The 15,505-nt window shown below is 63.3% G+C and carries 14 protein-coding genes; 13 read left to right on the top strand and 1 reads right to left on the bottom strand.

Features of this window, described 5'->3' with window-relative positions:
• The first annotated feature begins 358 nt into the window (after positions 1-358).
• From pcaB to RX330_RS25570, 4 genes are all read left to right on the top strand, one after another.
• Entirely contained in the window at positions 359-1,774 is a 1,416-nt protein-coding gene (gene pcaB / locus RX330_RS25555; RefSeq protein ID WP_317240311.1) for a 3-carboxy-cis,cis-muconate cycloisomerase, read from the top strand.
• The gene (locus RX330_RS25560; RefSeq protein WP_317240312.1) at positions 1,771-2,760 is read left to right on the top strand and encodes a Bug family tripartite tricarboxylate transporter substrate binding protein; all 990 of its coding nucleotides are present in this window, start codon (positions 1,771-1,773) and stop codon (positions 2,758-2,760) included. The genes pcaB and RX330_RS25560 overlap by 4 nt, the downstream gene beginning before the upstream one ends.
• A gap of 194 nt (positions 2,761-2,954) precedes the next feature.
• On the top strand, positions 2,955-3,398 hold the full coding sequence (locus tag RX330_RS25565; RefSeq protein ID WP_317240313.1) for an SRPBCC family protein: 444 nt from the start codon (positions 2,955-2,957) through the stop codon (positions 3,396-3,398).
• A 173-nt stretch (positions 3,399-3,571) separates the two neighbouring features.
• The gene (locus tag RX330_RS25570) at positions 3,572-3,997 is read left to right on the top strand and encodes a c-type cytochrome (RefSeq protein WP_249153839.1); all 426 of its coding nucleotides are present in this window, start codon (positions 3,572-3,574) and stop codon (positions 3,995-3,997) included.
• Between the two features lie 27 nt (positions 3,998-4,024).
• Here RX330_RS25570 and RX330_RS25575 read toward each other — a convergent pair whose 3' ends face one another.
• On the bottom strand, positions 4,025-5,344 hold the full coding sequence (locus RX330_RS25575) for an Hsp70 family protein (protein ID WP_317240314.1): 1,320 nt from the start codon (positions 5,342-5,344) through the stop codon (positions 4,025-4,027).
• A gap of 354 nt (positions 5,345-5,698) precedes the next feature.
• On the opposite strand from RX330_RS25575, the gene RX330_RS25580 reads away from it, so the two are divergent.
• The 9 genes from RX330_RS25580 (at position 5,699) to RX330_RS25620 (ending at position 15,222) form a co-directional block, all read left to right on the top strand.
• A complete protein-coding gene (locus RX330_RS25580; protein WP_212092342.1) occupies positions 5,699-5,836 on the top strand; it encodes a hypothetical protein in 138 nt (45 codons plus the stop codon).
• A gap of 506 nt (positions 5,837-6,342) precedes the next feature.
• Entirely contained in the window at positions 6,343-7,308 is a 966-nt protein-coding gene (locus tag RX330_RS25585) for a Bug family tripartite tricarboxylate transporter substrate binding protein (RefSeq protein WP_317243969.1), read from the top strand.
• A gap of 85 nt (positions 7,309-7,393) precedes the next feature.
• Positions 7,394-7,891, top strand: coding sequence for a tripartite tricarboxylate transporter TctB family protein (locus RX330_RS25590; protein ID WP_212092340.1), 498 nt, complete (start codon positions 7,394-7,396; stop codon positions 7,889-7,891).
• A gap of 51 nt (positions 7,892-7,942) precedes the next feature.
• Entirely contained in the window at positions 7,943-9,442 is a 1,500-nt protein-coding gene (locus RX330_RS25595) for a tripartite tricarboxylate transporter permease (RefSeq protein ID WP_212092339.1), read from the top strand.
• Between the two features lie 392 nt (positions 9,443-9,834).
• Positions 9,835-11,124, top strand: a complete 1,290-nt coding sequence (gene oxlT / locus RX330_RS25600) for an oxalate/formate MFS antiporter (RefSeq protein ID WP_317240315.1) — start codon at positions 9,835-9,837, stop codon at positions 11,122-11,124.
• 247 nt (positions 11,125-11,371) lie between these two features.
• Positions 11,372-12,706, top strand: a complete 1,335-nt coding sequence (oxlT, locus tag RX330_RS25605; RefSeq protein ID WP_317240316.1) for an oxalate/formate MFS antiporter — start codon at positions 11,372-11,374, stop codon at positions 12,704-12,706.
• 176 nt (positions 12,707-12,882) lie between these two features.
• Positions 12,883-13,311: a CBS domain-containing protein gene (locus RX330_RS25610; protein WP_212092336.1), complete on the top strand. Its 429-nt coding sequence runs from the start codon at positions 12,883-12,885 to the stop codon at positions 13,309-13,311.
• Between the two features lie 106 nt (positions 13,312-13,417).
• Complete coding sequence (locus tag RX330_RS25615; RefSeq protein WP_317240317.1) at positions 13,418-14,437, top strand: 2-dehydropantoate 2-reductase; 1,020 nt, start codon at positions 13,418-13,420, stop codon at positions 14,435-14,437.
• On the top strand, positions 14,437-15,222 hold the full coding sequence (locus RX330_RS25620; protein WP_317240318.1) for a fumarylacetoacetate hydrolase family protein: 786 nt from the start codon (positions 14,437-14,439) through the stop codon (positions 15,220-15,222). Before RX330_RS25615 ends, RX330_RS25620 begins: the two co-directional genes overlap by 1 nt.
• The last annotated feature ends 283 nt before the right edge of the window (positions 15,223-15,505 follow it).

A 15,505-nucleotide genomic window follows, 5' to 3' on the forward strand; every position in this document is an offset into this window, starting at 1 on the left:
CCTGATGGCGCAGGATCGGGGCTGATCCGCCGTCGATAGCGTTCTCCAATTCAGAACGCATGAATCACAACAATGCATTTTTATAAAGCGGAAGGGTCATCTAGCTTGACCGATGCCAAGCCGTATGTCGCGCAATGAAGCGCGACGACGTAGGGACGACACCGATGCGGCTATTTTTTAATCAGACGTCACCATACGCCCGCAAGGTAAGGGGCGCCATTCACGAGCTCGGATTGGAGGACGCAATTCGGCTTGTTGACTTTCGCGCAGCGCACCTGTCATGGCGCTCCGAAAGACCGAGGCTTACCGACTGGTTTGAACGTGCCCGCGTCCGGTCATCCATGATCGCGACACGGCCATGCTGAGTTTCGAGCCCGGAACGGTCTTCGGTAGCCGCCACCTCGCCGATATTTTTAGCACCGCGCCGATGCGCACTATTTTCGGTGAGCGCAATTCGCTGGCGTCCATGCTTCTGGTCGAGGTCGCGCTGGCCAGGGTTCAAGCGCAGCTCGGCGTCATTCCGACCGAGGCTGCTGCTGCGATCGCCTCCGCTGCACGTCCTGAATTGCTCGACCTCGACGAATTGGCGGCGGGCACTTTGCGCGCCGGTTTGCCGATCGTGAATCTGGTCGAGCAGTTGATCCGGCTCACCGGTAAACCCCATGGCGAATTCGTCCATTGGGGTGCCACGAGTCAGGACATCATGGACACTGCGCTCGTGCTGCAGATGCGCGATGCGCTCGAGCTCGTCCACCGCGACCTGGAGCGCCTGATAGCGGCGATTGCGGATCTGGCGCGTATCCATCGCGATACCCCGATGGTCGGCAGGACCAAGCTTCAACACGCGATCCCGATCACCTTCGGCTTCAAGGTTTCCGTCTGGCTGTCGAGCCTGCTGCGTCACAGGCAACGTCTCGCCGAGCTCAAACCAAGGGTCCTGCAGGTTCAATTCGGCGGCGCGGTCGGCACTTTCGCGTCGCTCGGCGACGACGGCGACCGCATCCGCGCGGCGTTGGCCCGCGAACTCGGACTCGGCGAGCCGCTGGTGGCATGGCATGCGGCGCGCGACGCGTTGGCCGAGACGGTATGCCTGCTTGGGCTGATCTCCGCGAGCCTGAGCAAAATCGCAACCGACATCGCGTCAATGGCACAGACCGAGATCAGCGAAGTGCTGGAGCCGGGCGGCCAGGGCCATGGCGCTTCCAGCACCATGCCGCACAAGCGAAATCCAATCGTCTGCGAGCAGATTCTCAGCACCGGACTGTCGTTGCGTCGGCTCGCAAGCGCCATGCTCGACGCTTCGGTCCACGACCATGAACGGGCGACGGGACCGTGGCAAGCCGAATGGTCGCTGTTGCCGGAAGCGTTCCTGCTGATCTCCCGGGCCATGGATAACGCCGTTCGGCTCTGCACCGGACTGGTCGTCAGACCCGATGCGATGCAGGCCAATCTCGGGCGGACAAAGGGGCTCATCGCCGCGGAGGCCGTCATGATGGCGCTGGCTCCGTACGTCGGGCGCCATCATGCGCACGAAATGGTAAGTGCCGCGTGCACGCACGCCATCGCTTCGGGCCTGACATTAGCCGAGAGCGTTTCGCGCGATCCGGCGGTGACGGCCCACGTCGCGCCGCATGAGATCGAGAAAGCCGCCGACCCGGCGCGATACATTGGCCTGTCCGGCCGTGAGGTCGATCGTGTCCTCGCCGCTTGTGCCGATCGGCCAGCCAGCGCCGTGCCAAAGGCGTCACCGCTGACACGGAGCCTGTCCACATGATTCTGAAATGCGCGCGCACGGTCCTCGTCGCAGCGGCGGTGCTGACAACGGTGAATGTGGCACAAGCCGAGCCGCCGTTTCCTTCCCGGCCGATCATCCTGGTCGTCCCATTCGCGGCTGGCGGCCCGAACGACGTGATGAGCCGGATCGTGACAGAACACATGTCGCGAAAGCTCGGGCAGCCAATCATTGTCGAGAACGTCGCCGGGGCGGGCGGCACGACCGGCTCAACGCGCGTCGCGAAAAGCGCTCCCGACGGTTATACGCTGGTCAGCGGTCACGTCGGGACGCATGCGGCGTCGGTCGCGCTGTATCCGAACCTTCGTTACGATCCGCTGGTTGATTTCACACCGATTGGCTTGGTCGCGGAAACGCCGATCCTCGTGGTCGCCCGCCGCGATCTCGGAGCAGATAGCATCTCGGCATTCATCGCGATCGCCAAGGCGCGCGGCCCGGACCTTACCCTGGCCCATGCGGGTGTCGGTTCGATCAGCCACATCAGCTGTCTGTTGTTCACGACGGTGACCGGGATCAAGCCCGTCGAGGTGCCATATCGCGGATCGGCGCTGGCGATGACCGACCTGACCGCAGGTCGCAGCGACTTCAGCTGCGGACTGCTGGGAGACGTTCTTCCCTTCCTGGGTGACAACAACTTACGTTTTCTGACCGTTTCGGCCCCCGCACGGGTTCCGCAATTGCCGGACACGCCGACGGCCCGGGAAGCAGGGCTTCCACAGTTTGTCGCGTCAAGCTGGTTCGCGTTCTACCTGCCGAAAGGCGTGCCAGACGCCATTCGCGACCGGTTTGCCGATGCACTTCGCGCAGCGCTTGACGACGACCGCGTACGGAAACGGCTTGAACTGGTAGGCTTGATCCTGCCGCCGCCGGATCAGCGAGGTCCCGAACCGCTCAAGCGGCGGATGGCCGAAGAGATCGCGCGCTGGCAGGACATTGTCAAAACCGCGCAGATTCGACTCGATCAATAAGTGCGACCGGCCGCTACAGGATGGCGTTCGCAATGACGCCGCTGGATGTGGCAGCCATCTAGCAACCCGGCCAGACAAACATCCAACAAAAAAACCGACACGCATGTCGGATCGGCGCCACGCCGGTCGTCCTCGTGACATGAATGGTCCCTAGATGCCGATCTCGGGCCCATCAAACACTGAGGATAACAACCATGCCCAGCACTATCCGCCTGCACCGCGTTCTCGCCACCAGCCCGGAGAAAGTCTATCGCGCCTTCCTGGAGGCCGATGCGATGGCGAAATGGCTGCCGCCGAACGGCTTCACCTGTACCGTGCATCATTTCGAGCCCACGGTGGGTGGCACGTTCAAGATGTCGTTCCGCAATTTCACCACGGGCCACAGCCATTCGTTCGGCGGCGAATATCTCGAGCTCGTGCCGAACGAGCGCCTCCGCTACACCGACAAGTTCGACGATCCCAATCTACCGGGTCTGATCGAGGTCACCGTGATCCTGAAGAAGGTCTCGGTCGGCACCGAGATCGACATTACGCAGGCCGGCATCCCCGACGTCATCCCGCCCGAGGCCTGCTATCTCGGTTGGCAGGAATCGCTGCGCAATCTGGCGAAGCTGGTCGAACCCGAGATCAATCAATAGGCTGGACGCGAGGCTTCGAGCTGAATCGATGTGAGCCGCGGGCACGTTCAGCGTGCTCGTTGCGCTTCGGCTGGGCGGCTTGATGTGCGTCAAGCCGTCAAAAGGGCAAAACGGCTAGAGTAAGGATCATCCTGGCCGGCCTTGGAGGCGATACGATGAGATCTATCGGATGGTTGCTCATTGCCGGCCTTGCCGCTGGTTTCGCTGCCGCCGCCAAGGCCGAAGAGGTCGACATCGGGAAGGCCGAATTTCAGTCGTCATGCGCGAGTTGTCATGGCGCCGACGCAAAGGGCAAAGGACCGGTCAGCAGCCAGCTCAAGACATCGCCTTCGGACTTGACCATGCTGGCCAGGAACAACAACGGGGTGTTTCCGACCAACGCCGTTTACGAAACCCTGTATGGGTCGAAAACAGTCCCGGCTCACGGCACGCGTGAAATGCCGGTCTGGGGCGAGCGGTTCAACCCCATCATCAACCTGCCTCATGCCGTTGATTCCTATTATTGGCAGAAGGCAGGGCCGCAGCAGAACCCGGAGGTCGTCGTGCGGACTCGCATCCTCTCCGTGATCGATTACCTGAACCGAATTCAGCAGAAATAGCGGCCAAACAGCGTCGCTCGCCGCCTGCTACCCGACCACGGCCTCGCCTGCCGCCCACCGATCGGGGTCCGGACTGTGTCCGATCAGTGCCAAGCCATAGGCGATCGACTCGAACTGATCGCCCGACATCAGACGGTCGTTGCCGAACCGCTCGGAGAACAGCTTTCGCACTGCCGGCACAAAGGAGGTGCCGCCGGTCAAGAACACCTTCTCCACCTCGCGCGCGGTGATGCCGGCCTTGGCCAGCACCTTGTCGACGGTGGCCCCCAGCCGGGCGATGTCGTCGGCAATCCAGGATTCGAATTTCTTTCGCGTGATCGCCGCGCCGATGTCGACCCCGCCGCCCTTGAAACGGAAGTCGACCTCGTCCTGTGCAGACAATGCCACCTTGGCATCGGACACCGCACGGTATAGCGAAAAGCCGAGGTCGAGATCGACGATGGTGATGAAATCCTCGAGCAGTTCCGGCTTCAACGCGGTGCGCGCAAGCTCCCTGAGCTCGCGCAGATCGCCGTTGCTCTTCATCATCGCCAGTTGATGCCAGCGCGCGAGGTTGGTGTAATGGCCGCTAGGGATCGGCAGCACCTTGTCGAAGGAGCGGAAGCTCGAGCCTTTGCCGAGCCGCGGCGAGACGACGCGGTCGACGATGCGGTAGTCGAACGTGTCGCCGGCGATGCCGATGCCTGCATGGCCGAGCGGCTCGGCGCGCAGATGGCCGCCCGCGCGCGAAAAGCGCATCACGGAGAAATCGCTGGTGCCGCCGCCGAAATCCGCAACCAGCACGGTGGCATCGCGCTCCAGCCTTCGCGCAAAGGAGAACGCCGCACCCACGGGCTCATAGACATAGCGGGCGTGGCCGGCACCCAAGCGCTCGAACGCGGCGCGGTAGCGCTGCATTGCCAGTGCCTCGTCGGGATTGCCGCCGGCGAAGCGCACGGGGCGGCCGACCGTGATGGTCGACGTCTCGAAGCCGAACTTGTCGCCGCCATGGCGCGCCAGCGTCCGCAGGAATGCCGCCAGGATGTCCTCGAACTTGAAGCGCTGCCGGAAAACCTGCGTGGTGTTGAAGCTGCTGCTCGCAGCGAACGTCTTGAACGACTGCAGGAAGCGGTAGATGTGGCGGCCTTCGAGGAATTGCTCGATCGCCCACGGGCCGCCCTCGGCCTGGGCGCCGGCGCCCGGCCGGTCCTCCCAGAAGCACAGCGCCGACACGTAGACGCTGTGGCGCTGTCCGCCATGGTCGAAGCGGATGGCCTCGACCCGGCGGTCATCCGCCGCGATGGCTACGACCGTATTGCTGGTCCCAAAATCGATGCCGATCGAGACGGCGGCCGAGGCGCTCGACATGAACCACTCTGACAGTTGATTGGATAGGGGGCGGACCACTAGCGGCTTTGACTTGTCCTGCCAAGGCCCGCCCGTTGCAGTGCGGCCGTAACTTGGCGAGCATCTCTGCGACATCGCTTCGAACCGGATACTTCAGCCTGCCTTTCGCGGCTTTCGGCACTGGAAAGCCTCGGCAGTCCGCAGGCTCCGGCAATTTTATGTCCGAAACGGCCCCGTTAACCCGGCATTATGCTGCAATGCGAGAGTCCTCATGCTGCTATGCAAACAAGAGTATGGACATTGGCATCTGGTATACATAGCTTGCCTCTCGAAATGAGACAGCAAGGCTGACTGTCTTCTAGAAAGGGAATTCCGATGTCCAAGACCGCTTCCGTTGCTCTCGCCCCCTCCTCCTCGCTGTTCGCCCGCCTGATGGCCTCGATCGACAGTTTTCTGATGGCAAGCGCCGAGATTTCCAACCGCAACGGCGATCTGCCGCGTTTCGGCCTGTAAGAAGACCCTTCAAGAAGGGCCTTGCCCGCCCGGCTGGCAGTCCAGCAGACGCACGGTTTGATCAAATGGCCCCTCAAGTCGGGGCCATTTTCTTTTGCGCCCGATCCGGGCCCGCCACCACAACTGCGACAATTCGTCCGCCGCCTGCCCCGCCGATCTGATTGTTTGTCTACTGGCATTTCGCATACCATTGGACAAATTTGAACGATTGCACGATCTCAGGTGCAAGACGGGGAAACGTAACGCAGGACGGGAACAGCCGAGGGGCACACCTGCCGCAACCTTGGCGACGCCCTTAGCCGAAAGAAGCGGATGCCGCGCGTTATCCCTGCTCATAGAGTTTCTATCGGGACTGCCTTTGGAGACGGCCCATTGGGGTTGACGCCGGGCATGTGAATCGAGATGGGCTGACGCAAGCCGACAGAGAGCGGCTGCGTTCGAGGTTCGACAGGGAGAGAAACAAGATGAAGCCATTCGTTCTGAATGTCGCTCTGGCGGCAATCGCAATGTCGTGCGCCAGCAACACCGCAAGCCACGCTGGCTGGGAACCGGTCCGTCCCGTCGAATTCGTGGTGCCGGCGGGCACCGGGGGCGGCGCCGACCAGATGGCACGCACCATCCAGGGCATCGTCACCAAGCACAATCTGATGAAGCAGCCGCTGGTCGTCATCAACAAGGCCGGCGGCGCGGGCGGCGAAGGCTTCCTGGATCTGAAGACGTCCTCGGGCAATCCTCACAAGATCATCATCACGCTGTCGAACCTGTTCACGACGCCGCTGGCGACGGGAATTCCGTTCAACTGGAAGGATCTGACCCCGGTTGCGATGCTGGCGCTCGACGAGTTCGTGCTCTGGGTGAATGCCGAAAAGCCGTACACCACGGTCAAGGACTACGTCGACGCGGCGAAGAAGGCACCGGCCGGCTCATTCAAGATGGGCGGCACAGGCTCCAAGCAGGAAGACCAGATCATCACGGTCGGCATCGAGAAGGCGATCGAGGCGAAGTTCACCTACATTCCCTACAAGGGCGGTGGCGAAGTCGCCGTTCAGCTCGTCGGCAATCACGTCGATTCGACCGTCAACAATCCAATCGAGGCGGTCGCGCAATGGCGCGGCGGCAAGCTCCGCCCGCTCTGCGTGTTCGACGCCCAACCGATGGCCTATGACGAGCCGGTCGCCGAGGGCAAGGCCTGGAAGGATATTCCGACCTGCAAGTCGCAGGGCCTTGCAATGGAATATCTCATGCTGCGCGGCATCTTCATGTCGCCCAAGGCCACCAAGGATCAGATCGAATATTACGTCGAGCTGTTCAAGAAGGTCCGCGCCACGCCGGAATGGCAGGATTTCATGAAGAGCGGCGCCTTCAACACGACCTTCCTGACCGGCGCCGACTACGCCAAGTGGATCGAGGCGGAGGAGAAGCGCCACGAGGGCTTGATGAAGGACGCCGGTTTCCTCGCATCGGCAAACTGACGGGGATTTCGACGACGGCTGAGGACGCTGGCCGTCCTCCCGTCTGCCGCGATCGCGAAAGACTGAAATTCCGCCTGGAGGTCCCATGACTGAACGATCCGGATCCGCATCTGGCCCGGCGCACAAGACGCTGGAGATCGGCATGGCGCTGCTGATCGGCGCCTTCGGCCTGGTCGTGATCTTCGGCAGCCTGAAGGCCGGCATCAACTGGGGCGCCGAGGGCCCGCGTGCCGGCTTCTTCCCCTTCTATATCGGCGCCGCCATCGTCGCCTCGAGCGCCATCAACCTGTGGCACGCGCAGCGCGACGACGACGGCCGGCTGTTCGCAGAATGGGGACAGCTGCGCCAGGTCATGAGCGTCGTCGTGCCCACCGCGATCTATGTCGGCTCGATGCCGTTCATCGGCCTCTACGTCGGCTCCATGGTCTTCATCGCCTGGTTCATGCGCTGGCTCGGCGCCTATCGCTGGCTGACGGTTGCCGCGATCGCCATCGGCATGCCGGTCGTGACCTATCTGGTTTTCGAGCGCTGGTTCCTGGTCCCGCTTCCCAAGGGACCGCTCGAGGAATGGCTCGGTCTGTAAGAAGCTGCGCCGTCATCCCCGTTATTGCTTATTGCTGCAGGACGTATCGACATGGAAGAGTTGGCCAATCTGTTTCACGGCTTCGCGGTCGCCCTGCAGCCCTACAACATCATGCTGATGATCATCGGCATCACGCTCGGGGTCATCATCGGCGTGCTGCCGGGGCTCGGGGGCGCCAACGGCGTCGCCATCCTCCTGCCGCTGACCTTCAGCATGCCGCCGACATCGGCGATCATCATGCTCTCCTGCATCTATTGGGGCGCGCTGTTCGGCGGCGCCATCACCTCGATCCTGTTCAACATACCCGGCGAGCCTTGGTCGGTGGCGACCACCTTCGACGGCTATCCGATGGCGCAACAGGGCAAGCCCGGCGAAGCCCTGACCGCCGCCTTCACCTCCTCCTTCGTCGGCGCGCTGTTTGCCGTCATCATGATCACGCTGGTTGCGCCCCTCGTCGCGGGCTTCGCGCTGAGATTTGGTCCAGCGGAGAAGTTCGCGGTCTATTTCCTCGCCTTCTGCAGCTTCGTCGGGCTGAGCAAGGAGCCGCCGTTCAAGACCATCGCCGCGATGATGATTGGCTTCGCGCTCGCCGCGGTCGGTCTCGATTCGATCACCGGGCAGTTACGGCTGACCTTCGGCATCACCGAGCTGCTCAACGGATTCGACTTCCTGATCGCCGTGATCGGCCTGTTCGGCATCGGCGAGATCCTGCTGACCATGGAGGAAGGGCTGGCGTTCCGCGGCGGCAAGGCCAGCATCAACCTGCGCGTCGTGCTCCAGACCTGGCGGGAACTGCCCGCCTATTGGATGACTTCGCTGCGTTCCTGCCTGATCGGCTGCTGGATGGGGGTCACGCCGGCCGGCGCGACGCCGGCGTCTTTCATGAGCTACGGCATCGCCAAGCGCCTGGCGCGGCGCGGCAACAATTTCGGCAAGGGCGAGATCGAGGGCGTGATCGCGCCGGAGACGGCCGCGCATGCCGCGGGCACCGCGGCGCTGCTGCCGATGCTCTCGCTCGGCGTGCCCGGCTCGCCGACCGCGGCCGTGCTGCTCGGCGGCTTGCTGATCTGGGGCCTGCAGCCCGGCCCGATGCTGTTCGTCGAGCAGAAGGAGTTCGTCTGGGGCCTGATCGCCTCGATGTATCTCGGCAATATCGTGGGCCTGATCGTCGTGCTGACCTGCGTGCCGATCTTCGCCGCGATCCTGCGCGTGCCCTTCGGCATCATCGCGCCTCTGATCCTGGTGCTCTGCGCGATCGGCGCCTATTCGGTGCACAACAGCACCTTCGACGTGATGCTGATGCTGGTGTTCGGCGTGATCGGCTATCTCCTGAAGAAGTGCAACTACCCGCTCGCGCCGCTGGTGCTCGCCATCGTGCTCGGCGACAAGGCGGAGGAAGCCTTCCGCCAGTCGCTGCTGGGATCGCAGGGCTCGCTGGGCATCTTCTTCTCCAACGGCCTCGTCAGCACGATCATGGCGCTCGGCCTGGTCGCCCTGTTCTGGTCCGCGATCCAGGAAGGCTACAGCCGCCTGCGCATGTCGATGGCGTGAGGCGAGATTCGCCCCGCCGCCACTGCCAAACCGTCGCAGGCTGAACTGCTGGGATAACGAATTCCAGCAAGAGCGCCCTCGTCCAACGCTCCCAGCCGGCAGCGCGCGAGCAGCGTATGAGCGGAAAATTCTCCGCTCGCACCAACTTTTCCCGCACCCTCCGAGCGACACCGCCTTGGTGAAAATATCCATTAAATCAACTAGTTGCATGACTTACTGGCCATTCCAATCAGCACGCGGGTCTTTACAATCCGGCGCTGATGGCGCATGTGAACAGGCCCGCGTTATTTCGCCGCACCTCACCGTCCTCAGCTTGAATCTTGGCATAATGCATACCAGGATGCGGGCCAGCGCATGCATAAGAATGATCGGCGCATTCGGGAGGGTTTTTAATGACGGACATGGTGCATTCGGCAGCGGCCCCTGGTGTCGCGCGCGTAAGCGACGCCTATCGGTGGACGCAGCTGGCGGTTGGCGTCGCGGCGATGGTGATGATCGCCAATTACCAATACGGCTGGACGTTCTTCGTCCCTGACATCCAGAAGACGTTCGGCTGGGATCGCGCCTCGATCCAATGGGCCTTTACGCTATTCGTGCTGTTCGAGACCTGGCTGGTGCCGATCGAAGGATGGTTCGTCGACAAATACGGTCCGCGAATCGTCGTGCTGGTCGGCGGCGTGCTCTGCGCCATCGGTTGGGCGATCAACGCGCAGGCCACCACGCTCAACGGCTACTATCTCGGCATGATCATCGCGGGCATCGGCGCCGGCGGCGTCTACGGCACCTGCGTCGGCAACGCGCTGAAGTGGTTTCCGGACAAGCGCGGTCTTGCCGCGGGCATCACGGCCGCGGGCTTCGGCGCAGGCTCCGCGCTGACCGTCGCGCCGATCCAGGCCATGATCAAGGACAGTGGCTTCCAGACCACCTTCCTCTATTTCGGCCTCGGCCAAGGCCTCATCATCTGCATCCTCGCCTTCTTCCTGCTCGCGCCGAAAGCCGGCCAGGTGCCCAACGTGGTGGCGAACGCCAATCTGCTGCAGACCCGCCGTAACTACCAGCCGACCGAAGTTCTGCGTCAGCCGATCTTCTGGCTGATGTACTTCATGTTCGTGATCGTCGGCGCCGGCGGCTTGATGGTGACGGCAAACCTGAAGCCGATCGCGGCCGACTGGAAGGTCGACAACGTGCCGGTCACGCTGATGGCGGTGACGATGACGGCGGTGACCTTCGCGGCGACGATCGACCGCGTGCTCAACGGCCTGACGCGTCCGTTCTTCGGCTGGATCTCCGACATGATCGGCCGCGAGAACACGATGTTCATCGCCTTCGGCATGGAAGGTTTCGGCATCTGGATGCTCTACCTCTGGGGCCACGATCCGATCTGGTTCGTGCTGCTCTCGGGCTTCGTGTTCTTCGCCTGGGGTGAGATCTACTCGCTGTTCCCGTCGACCTGCACCGACACGTTCGGCGCCAAGTTCGCGACCACCAATGCCGGCCTGCTCTACACCGCGAAGGGCACCGCCGCGCTGCTGGTGCCGATCGCGAACTACATGCAGCAATCGTCGGGCACCTGGGACGCCGTGTTCATCATCGCGGCCGGCGCCAACATCCTGGCTTCGCTGCTGGCGATCGCGGTGCTCAAACCCTGGCGTAAGATCGTCGTCGCGAAATCGACCGTCTGACGCTCCACCATTCACCAAGCAAGACGCCCGGCCGAACGGCCGGGCGTTGTCGTTTGCGGAAGAGTCCGCGCCCCCCGAGATGGAACCGGCGGCGTTCTGCAAGGAGACGCCAAGTTAGGGCTTGCAATCTGGAATATCGTATACCAATCTCCGGCTCGCGCCTGCGACGATAAGCCACAATATTTGCGACATCAGGTCATCTTGCGATCCTGTGTTGCAGCCAATCAGGCGCGTTGGGAGGTTCTCGATGATTTCCAGCCCGGATGGCGCCCTCACCGCCGCGCCGCTTCGCACAGGTTTCCGCTGGCTCCAGCTCGGCATGGGCATCGTCTGCATGGCGATGATCGCCAATCTGCAATATGGCTGGACCCTATTCGTCGATCCGATCGACGCCGCCCACCATTGGGGGCGCGCCGCGATCCAGCTCGCTTTCACCATCTTCGTCGTCACCGAGACGTGGCTGGTACCGGTCGAGGCCTGGTTCGTCGACAAATACGGCCCGCGCATCGTCATCATGTTCGGCGGCGTGATGATCGCGCTCTCCTGGATTCTCAACTCCTATGCCGACTCGCTCACGCTGCTCTACGCAGCCGCGATCATCGGCGGCATGGGCGCGGGCGCGGTGTACGGCACCTGCGTCGGCAACGCGCTGAAATGGTTTCCGGATCGCCGCGGCCTTGCCGCCGGCGCGACCGCCGCTGGCTTCGGCGCCGGCGCCGCGCTCACCATCGTGCCGATCGCGAGCATGATCGCATCGAGCGGCTATCAGCACGCCTTCCTCACCTTCGGCATCGGCCAGGGCGTGATCGTCTTCGCACTCGCCTTCTTCATCCAGCCGCCGCGACTCGCGATCCCGCCGAAGAAGAAGCAGCTCAATCTGCCGCAAACCAGGATCGACTTCACCCCGCCGCAGGTGCTGCGCACCTCCATTTTTTGGGTCATGTACCTCGTCTTCGTCATGGTCGCCTCGGGAGGCCTGATGACGGCGGCGCAGATCGGCCCGATCGCGCACGACTTCAAGATCGCCGACACGCCGGTCACGCTCGCCGGCTTCCAGATGGCGGCGCTGACCTTCGCGATCTCGCTCGACCGCATCCTCGATGGTTTCGGCCGTCCGTTCTTCGGCTTCGTCTCCGACACGATCGGCCGCGAGCACACCATGTTCATCGCGTTCGGCACCGCCGCCTTGATGCTCCTGACACTGTCAGCCTACGGCCACATCCCGCAGGTCTTCGTGCTGGCGACCGCGGTTTACTTCGGCGTGTTCGGCGAGATCTACTCGCTGTTTCCCGCCACCTGCGGCGACACTTTCGGCTCGAAGTTCGCAACCACCAACAACGGCATGCTCTACACCGCGAAGGGCACCGCCTCCCTGCTCGTTCCGCTCGCAAGCGTCATCTCGGCTGCCTATGGCTGGAAAGCCGTGTTCGTGGTCGCGGTGGCCTTGAACGCGACGGCGGCGCTGATGGCGCTGTTCGTGATCAAGCCGCTGCGCCGCTCCTTCATCCTCGGCAAGGAAGCCGAGAGCACCGAGGCCGCGACCGGTCGCGCCAAGACAACCGCAAAGACCGAGACGGTCTGACCGCCGCACGCTTTCGCGCAAGGGGAAAGGGGCGCAGCGATGCGCCTCTTCCTCCTCTCCTTGCGTCAAATGTCAGTATTGCTGTCGCAAGATTTTTCGGATCACCCAAATGCAGCGCTTGACGATTGGCATTATGTATACCACACTTCTCCCAACATTCACCCAGGGAGGTTGCAATGCTGGTCGGAGACATTCTGCGCAAGAAGACGCCGCGCGTTGTCACGGTGCGAATGAACGAAACGGTGGGTATCGCCGCCAAGCTGATGCGCGCCAACAACATCAGCGCTCTCGTGGTCAAGGACGTGGTCCGCTCCGAGGGTAACACTGCGGTCGGCATGTTCACCGAGCGCGACGTGGTGCGCGCCGTCGCCGAGCACGGCGCGAACGCCGTCAACGTCAAGGTCTCGCAGCTCGTCTCGGTGCAGCAGCTTGTGTCCTGCGCCTCGAGCGACACGATCGAGCAGGTCCGGCATCTGATGAACATTCATCACATCCGCCATTTGCCTGTGATCGACGATTACAGCCTCGTCTCCGTCATCAGCATGCGCGACATCGCAGCCGCCATGGACGAGGCCATCAACGGCAAGCCGCAAGCGGCAGCCTAAAAGCGGCAAAACTTCCCCTGTGACTACCGGCCCCGGCTCGGATCCTTCCGAGCCGGACCGGATCTTTCGTCCCAAATTCCGGCTTCCGCTGCTTCGCGAGGACTTCATGAAGATCTGCATCTACGGCGCCGGCGCGATCGGCGGATATCTCGGAGTTCAGCTCGCGCGCGCGGGCGCCGATGTCAGCCTCATCGCACGCGGCGCCCACCTTGCCGCCATGCGCGAGCGCGGCCTGACGCTGCTCGCGGGCGAGGACAAGCACACCGTTCATCCGCGCTGCACCGACGACCCCGCCGAACTCGGCGTGCAGGACTACATCATCATCACGCTGAAGGCGCATTCGATCACCGGCGTGATCGAGAGGATGCAGCCGCTGCTCGGGCAGCACACCCGCATCGTCACCGCCGTCAACGGCATCCCCTATTGGTACTTCTACAAGCACGGCGGCCAATACGAGAACGCGACGCTGGAGAGCATCGATCCCGGCGGGCGGCAGTGGCGCGAAATAGGCGCCGAGCGCGCCATCGGCTGCATCGTCTATCCCGCAACCGAGATCGAAGCGCCCGGCGTGATCCGGCACGTCTACGGCAACAATTTCCCGCTCGGCGAGCCCTCGGGCGAGATCACCTCGGACGTCACGCGCCTCGCCGATCTCTTCGTCGCCGCCGGGCTGAAGGCCCCGGTGCTCGACCGCATCCGCGACGAGATCTGGCTGAAGCTCTGGGGCAATGTCTGCTTCAACCCGATCAGCGCGCTCACGCACGCCACGCTCGACGTGATCTGCACCGATCCGGCAACGCGCTCGCTGTCGCGCGCGATCATGGTGGAGACGCAGGCGATTGCCGAGACGTTCGGGGTCAAATTCCGCGTCGATGTCGAGCGCCGCATCGAGGGTGCCCGCAAGGTCGGCGCCCACAAGACCTCGATGCTCCAGGATCTCGAGCGCGGCCGCCCCATGGAGATCGACCCGCTCGTCACCGTCGTACAGGAGATGGGCCGCCTTACCGGCATCCCGACGCCCGCGCTCGACTCGGTGCTGGCGATGGTGACCCAGCGCGCCCGCATCGCCGGCCTCTATGACGGCGTCTCGGCGCCGGCAGATCCCCGCGCATTGGCGGTGGCGTGATGACGACCGCGGTGAAGAAGTGGCTGCGCTTCCGTCATGCCGGCGCGACCGGTTTCGGCATGCTGACGCCATCGGGCATCAGCGTACATGAAGGCGAGATGTTCGGCCGCAACGCCGCGACCGGCAAGAGCCTGGCGCTCACGGAGGTCGAGCTGCTCGCGCCGTGTGCGCCCAGCAAGATCGTCGCGCTCTGGAACAATTTTCACGCGCTCGCGGCCAAGCTCAACCAGCCCGAGCCGCCGGAGCCGCTCTATCTGCTCAAGGCCACCACCACCATCACGTCGCCGGGCGCCGTGATCCGCCGCCCGTCCTACTACGACGGCAAGACCACCTATGAGGGCGAGCTCGGCATCGTCATCGGCAAGACATGCGCGCGTGTCTCCCCGGGCGAGGCCGACGGCTTCATCTTCGGCTACACCTGCGTCAACGACATCACCGCAAACGACATCCTGACCAGCGACCCCACCTTCCCGCAATGGGCCCGCGCCAAAGGCATCGACGATTACGGCCCGTTCGGCCCCGTGATCGCAACCGGTCTCGATCCCGCAAGACTCACGGTCCGCACCATCCTCAACGGCGCAGAGCGGCAGAACTACCCGATCTCCGACATGATCTTTTCGGCGCAGGAGCTGGTCAGCAGGATCTCCCATGACATGACCCTGCTCCCCGGCGACCTCATCGCCGTCGGCACCTCGGTCGGCGTCGGCGTGATGAAGGAGCCGGTGAACATCGTGACCGTCGCGATCGACGGCATCGGCGAGCTCACCAACGAGTTTCGGCTGTAGCGGCGAACACGGCGCAGTAGCCCGGATGAGCGAAGCGACATCCGGAGAGGTCTGTCGTGTCGCGCTTCGCTGTCGCGGGACTCATGCGGGCTACGACCTTACCTCTCTCTCCGTCATTCCGGGGCGTGCAAAGCGCGAACCCGGAATCCATCGAGCGGCAGTGACGGTCGATAAATGGATTCCGGGCTCGGCGCCCGCCCCGGAATGACGGCGGGAGAGGCAGCCCCGCTCGTCGGGAAAAATCTACCGTAGCCCGGATGAGCGAAGCGACATCCGGGACGAT

Origin of the sequence: Bradyrhizobium sp. NDS-1 (assembly GCF_032918005.1) — a bacterium.
GTDB classification, from domain to species: Bacteria; Pseudomonadota; Alphaproteobacteria; order Rhizobiales; family Xanthobacteraceae; genus Bradyrhizobium; species Bradyrhizobium tunisiense.